Source organism: Kitasatospora sp. NPDC059817 (assembly GCF_042731835.1).
GTDB lineage: Bacteria > Actinomycetota > Actinomycetes > Streptomycetales > Streptomycetaceae > Kitasatospora.
Window position 1 is genome coordinate 1 of record NZ_JBHWIR010000326.1, and the last position, 4,846, is coordinate 4,846.

Genomic DNA, 4,846 nt, shown 5'->3' on the forward strand with positions numbered 1-4,846 from the left:
CTATAATTATTTATCTCCTCTCCCCCCCCGCCGGTCACGGGGCCGGGTGTGGGCCCCCCCCGCCCGGGGGGGGGCCCCGACCTCGGTCAGCGCGGGCTTCGGCCAGGCCGCGTCGCGAGTCATTGTCAAGACCTGTGGACGAGGCAGCTGTCTCGGTCCCGTGGGGTGGCGGGTGGTGGGTGGAGGGAAGATGACTTGAGTCTCCACCAGGGGGAGACGTGAGGGTGGGGGCATGGACGGCGACGGACTTTTCACGATAGGGGCTTTGGCCCGTAGGACCGGACTGACGGTCAAGACCATACGGTTCTACTCCGACATCGGGATCGTGCCGTCGACTGACCGAAGCCCGGCTGGCTACCGGCTCTACGACCTCACTGCGCTCGCACGCCTGGATCTGGTGCGCACTCTTCGCGACCTGGGCCTGGAACTTGCCGTCATTCGGCAGGTGCTGGACCGGGAGGTCTCGGTGTCCGCGGTCGCGGCGGCCCACGCCGACGCACTGGAGGTGCAGATCCGCACCCTCCGGCTGCGACGCGCGGTGCTGCGGGCGGTGGCCAAACGGGGCTCTACTCCCAAGGAGATGGACCTCATGCACAAACTCGCGAAGCTCTCCGACGACGAACGCCGACGCCTCGTCAACGACTTCATCGACGACGCCTTCGGCGGTCTCGAAGCCAACCCCGACTTCGTGGCCCTGATGCGCTCGGCCATGCCCGAACTGCCCGACGACCCCGAGCCCGAGCAGGTCGACGCCTGGGTCGAACTCGCCGAACTCACCCAGGACCCGGACTTCCGCGCCTCCGTGCGACGGATGGCCCAGCACCAGGCGAACGAGCGTGCCCAGGGCGACACCACCGGCCTGCACCAGGAGCTCACCGAAGCCGTCCGCGACCGGGTCGGCGACGCCCTCGACGCCGGCATCGCCCCGGCCTCCGCCGAGGCTGTACCCATCGTCGGTGACCTGACCGCCCGCTATGCCCAAGTCTTCAACCGTGCGGACGACGGCGAGCTGCGCGAGTGGTTGCTGACGCGTCTGGAGACGGCCAACGATCCTCGGGCGGAACGCTACTGGCACCTCCTTACCGTGATCAACGCATGGCCCGCCCCGCCGAGCCTTGCGCCCGTGTTCGCCTGGCTCATCGCAGCCCTGCGCGCCGGGACCAGCAGCCCCACCACCGTGTAACCTCCCGCCCGGCCCTCGCAGCCCCTGATCAGGCGGCGAGGGCCTCGGCACGTTCGACGAGCAGGCCGCGGTCGAAGCGAGCGCCGGCGCGGACGAGCGCGACCAGGTGGGCGCCGTTGACGGCGCGCCACCGGGCCTGGGCGGACTCGACCAGCTTGAACACCATCGCGAGTCGGTCCACGCCTCGGACGATTCGCGGTGGCCGTCGGCCATGGCCGCCACGTTCAGGGCCGCAGTCCGAACCGTCACCGGCCGCATTCCGGAACGTCGATCGCCCTGCAGTCGTATGCGTCGGCCCGAGGCGCTGGGCGTCCGCATCCGACCACGGTGGACGGCTTGGGCCAAGGCCGGTTCAGGCCAGCACAGAACCCTAGTTGGGCCACTGGTCGGCGGGCAGGATCGTACCCAACGGCAGCGACACGCAGCCGAAAGGAACCGGGGCAGCGTCACCGCGGGACGCACCGGATCCGGGCCACTCCCTGTTGCGCGTGAGTCCCGAAGGAGCCCTGCCATGATCCGCACCCGCATCGCGAAGACCGCCGCGGTCGCCGCCCTCGTCACCCCGCTCGTCACCGCCACCTCGCTCGTCACCGCCACCCTGCTTCCGACGCCGCCCCTGGTGAGCATCGACACCATGGGCCGGCAGTAGCAGCCCACTTCGGGCCCACCCGCACGTCACCGGCCCGGGCGCCGCGCCCGTCGCCGCGATGGCGCCGTGCGGCCGGGGCGGTCGCCGAACCGGGGCCGTCGCCGAACCGGGGCGTTCTCACTCTGCTCTCACGTGTTGCGCGCTGGGCTTGTCCATGCCCTGTCCGGCGCACGGTCGAAGGCGAATTCCCTCAGTGCCCTCGCGACCTGTCGTGGCCCAGGTCTCTGGCGACGACACATCCGACCTGCGAACGAAGGAAACGTTTCACCATGAAGAGGACTGTGCGCAACGCCCTGCAACTTCTCGCGGTGAGTGCGGTCCTGGCCGGCGGGATGATGATTGCGACGAGCCCCGCGCACGCGACCCTGCCCGATGTGTCCTGCGGCACGGTCACCTCCGCCGACACCACCGCCGCCGCCCAACTGAACCAACAGCTCACCGGCAGCCTGCGGAACGCGATGAACGCGTACCGGATGTCCTGCGCCCGGGCCATCGTCAACACCGTGCGGGCCAACGGCTTACCGCAGCAGGCCGAGGTCATCGCGATCACCACGGCGATTGTGGAATCCACCCTGCGGAACAACCCGAACATGGAGGACCACGACAGTGTCGGCCTGTTCCAGCAGCGGGCCTCGTGGGGCACCACCGCGCAGCGGCTCGACCCGGCGACGACGACCCGCAAGTTCATCAGCGCGATGCTCTCGACGTATCCGAACAACACGTGGCAGAGCAAGTCGATCGGCGAGGTCTGCCAAGGCGTCCAGCAGTCGGCCTATCCCAGCCTCTACCAGGGGCAGGCGGCCGACGCGCAGAAGATCGTCAACGCCATCGGCCAGAGCCCCGCTACTCCGGTGGGGATGACGGGTTTTGCGTCGGCCGACTTCAATGGTGACGGGAAGACCGATCTGGCGGCGGTGGATGCGGCGACGGGGAAGATGTACCTGTACCCGGGTACCGGTGTCGGTACGTTCGGTGAGCGGAGTCTGATCGGTACCGGTTGGGACACGGTCAGCAATGTGACGCCGGGTGACTTCAACGGCGATGGGAAGGTCGATCTCGCCGCGGTGAACACCGCCAACGGGAATCTGTACGTCTATCCGGGCAATGGCGCCGGCGCGTTCGGCACGCCGTGGTTGGCGGGCACCGGCTGGAACAACCTGGACCATCTCATCGGCGGCGACTTCAACGGTGACGGGAAGTCGGATATCGCCGCGGTCGGTACTGCTGACGGGAATCTGTACGTCTATCCGGGTAACGGTGCCGGTTCCTTCGCAGCGCCGATCAACGCCGGTACCGGTTGGAACACCGTGGGTAAATTCGCGAGCGGTGACTTCAACGGTGACGGGAAGTCGGACATCGCCGCGGTAGGCACCGCTGACGGGAATCTGTACATCTATCCGGGCAACGGCGCCGGTTCGTTCGCAGCCCCGATCAACGCCGGTACCGGCTGGAACATCATGCGCGACCTCATCGGCGGCGACTTCAACGCCGACGGGAAGTCGGACATCGCAGCCGTCCAGGCTCCCCAAGGATCCACCGGTGACATGTACTTCTACCCCGGCACCGGCCAGAACACCTTCGGCAACCGCACCAACATCGGCACCGGCTGGTAGCCGCCCCCCAATTCAGTAGCCGACACACACCATTGACCAGATCGAGGTAGACAGCCATGCCCAAGAACAGCCGTTTCCGCCGCGCGTCCGTTCTCGTTCCGTTAATCGCCGCCATGGCCGCCGTGGGCCTGACCGCGCCGCCCGCCCAGGCCGGCTCCTCCCTCGGAGGCCCCGTCAACCGATCCGAGATCCTGCAGCGCGCCCAGTACTGGGACGCCCAGAACGTCCAGTACAACCAGGGCGCGACGTACGGGGACGGCGACGGCCACACCTACCGCACCGACTGTTCAGGGTTCATCTCGATGGCTTGGCACCTGTCGGCCACCGGGCTCGGCTCGCCGACCACCAATACCCTCGACAGCCGATCGCTGAGTACGCGCATCAACAAGAGCGAACTCCGCCCCGGCGACGCGCTGGACAACATCAGCGACCACGTCGTGCTCTTCGTGAGGTGGAACAACCAGGCGACCGGGGACTTCACCTACATCCACCAGTCGAACCCGAGGACCGACGTGACCTATGGGAACGGGAACGTCTACAGCGGAAACATCTCGAGCTACCCGGCAAGCAGCTACGTGGCCCTCCGTCTCAACAAGGTCGTTGAGGACAACACCACGCCTCCGCCGGCGACTCCGGTGGGGATGACGGGTTTTGCGTCGGCTGACTTCAATGGTGACGGGAAGACCGATCTGGCGGCGGTGGATGCGGCGACGGGGAAGATGTACCTGTACCCGGGTACCGGTGTCGGTACGTTCGGTGAGCGGAGTCTGATCGGCACCGGTTGGGACACGGTCAGCAATGTGACGCCGGGTGACTTCAACGGCGATGGGAAGGTCGACCTCGCCGCAGTGAACACCGCCAACGGGAATCTGTACGTCTATCCGGGCAATGGCGCCGGCGCGTTCGGCACGCCGTGGTTGGCGGGCACCGGCTGGAACAACCTGGACCACCTCATCGGTGGCGACTTCAACGGTGACGGGAAGTCGGATATCGCCGCGGTCGGTACTGCTGACGGGAATCTGTACGTCTATCCGGGTAACGGTGCCGGCTCTTTCGCGGCCCCGATCAACGCCGGTACCGGCTGGAACACCGTGGGTAAATTCGCGAGCGGTGACTTCAACGGTGACGGGAAGTCGGACATCGCCGCGGTCGGTACTGCTGACGGGAATCTGTACATCTACCCGGGCAACGGTGCCGGTTCCTTCGCAGCGCCGATCAACGCCGGTACCGGCTGGAACATCATGCGCGACCTCATCGGCGGCGACTTCAACGCCGACGGCAGGACGGACATCGCTGCCGTCCAGGCTCCCCAAGGATCCACCGGTGACATGTACTTCTACCCTGGCACCGGCCAGAGCACCTTCGGCAACCGCACCAACATCGGCACCGACTGGTAGACCC

General features: G+C 67.2%; 4 protein-coding genes and 1 pseudogene. 4 read left to right on the plus strand and 1 reads right to left on the minus strand.

The features are described from left to right. The first annotated feature begins 232 nt into the window (after window positions 1-232). Window positions 233-1,183, plus strand: coding sequence for a MerR family transcriptional regulator (locus ACFV61_RS34495; protein WP_380496039.1), 951 nt, complete (start codon window positions 233-235; stop codon window positions 1,181-1,183). A 28-nt stretch (window positions 1,184-1,211) separates the two neighbouring features. Here the strand turns inward: ACFV61_RS34495 and ACFV61_RS34500 are convergent. Next, a pseudogene (locus ACFV61_RS34500) lies at window positions 1,212-1,355 on the minus strand (IS256 family transposase); the annotation flags it as partial. Between the two features lie 339 nt (window positions 1,356-1,694). Here ACFV61_RS34500 and ACFV61_RS34505 point away from each other — a divergent pair. The 3 genes from ACFV61_RS34505 (at window position 1,695) to ACFV61_RS34515 (ending at window position 4,842) form a co-directional block, all read left to right on the plus strand. Then, complete coding sequence (locus ACFV61_RS34505; protein WP_159398639.1) at window positions 1,695-1,832, plus strand: hypothetical protein; 138 nt, start codon at window positions 1,695-1,697, stop codon at window positions 1,830-1,832. 269 nt (window positions 1,833-2,101) lie between these two features. Next, window positions 2,102-3,445, plus strand: a complete 1,344-nt coding sequence (locus ACFV61_RS34510; protein ID WP_380496041.1) for an FG-GAP repeat domain-containing protein — start codon at window positions 2,102-2,104, stop codon at window positions 3,443-3,445. 56 nt (window positions 3,446-3,501) lie between these two features. After that, window positions 3,502-4,842: an FG-GAP-like repeat-containing protein gene (locus tag ACFV61_RS34515; RefSeq protein ID WP_380496043.1), complete on the plus strand. Its 1,341-nt coding sequence runs from the start codon at window positions 3,502-3,504 to the stop codon at window positions 4,840-4,842. The last annotated feature ends 4 nt before the right edge of the window (window positions 4,843-4,846 follow it).

Bases quoted from the DNA above. Each gene is read 5' to 3' on its own strand.
- ACFV61_RS34495 (WP_380496039.1), top strand. From the start codon at position 233: ATGGACGGCGACGGACTTTTCACGATAGGGGCTTTGGCCCGTAGGACC.
- ACFV61_RS34505 (WP_159398639.1), top strand. From the start codon at position 1,695: ATGATCCGCACCCGCATCGCGAAGACCGCCGCGGTCGCCGCCCTCGTC.
- ACFV61_RS34510 (WP_380496041.1), top strand. From the start codon at position 2,102: ATGAAGAGGACTGTGCGCAACGCCCTGCAACTTCTCGCGGTGAGTGCG.
- ACFV61_RS34515 (WP_380496043.1), top strand. From the start codon at position 3,502: ATGCCCAAGAACAGCCGTTTCCGCCGCGCGTCCGTTCTCGTTCCGTTA.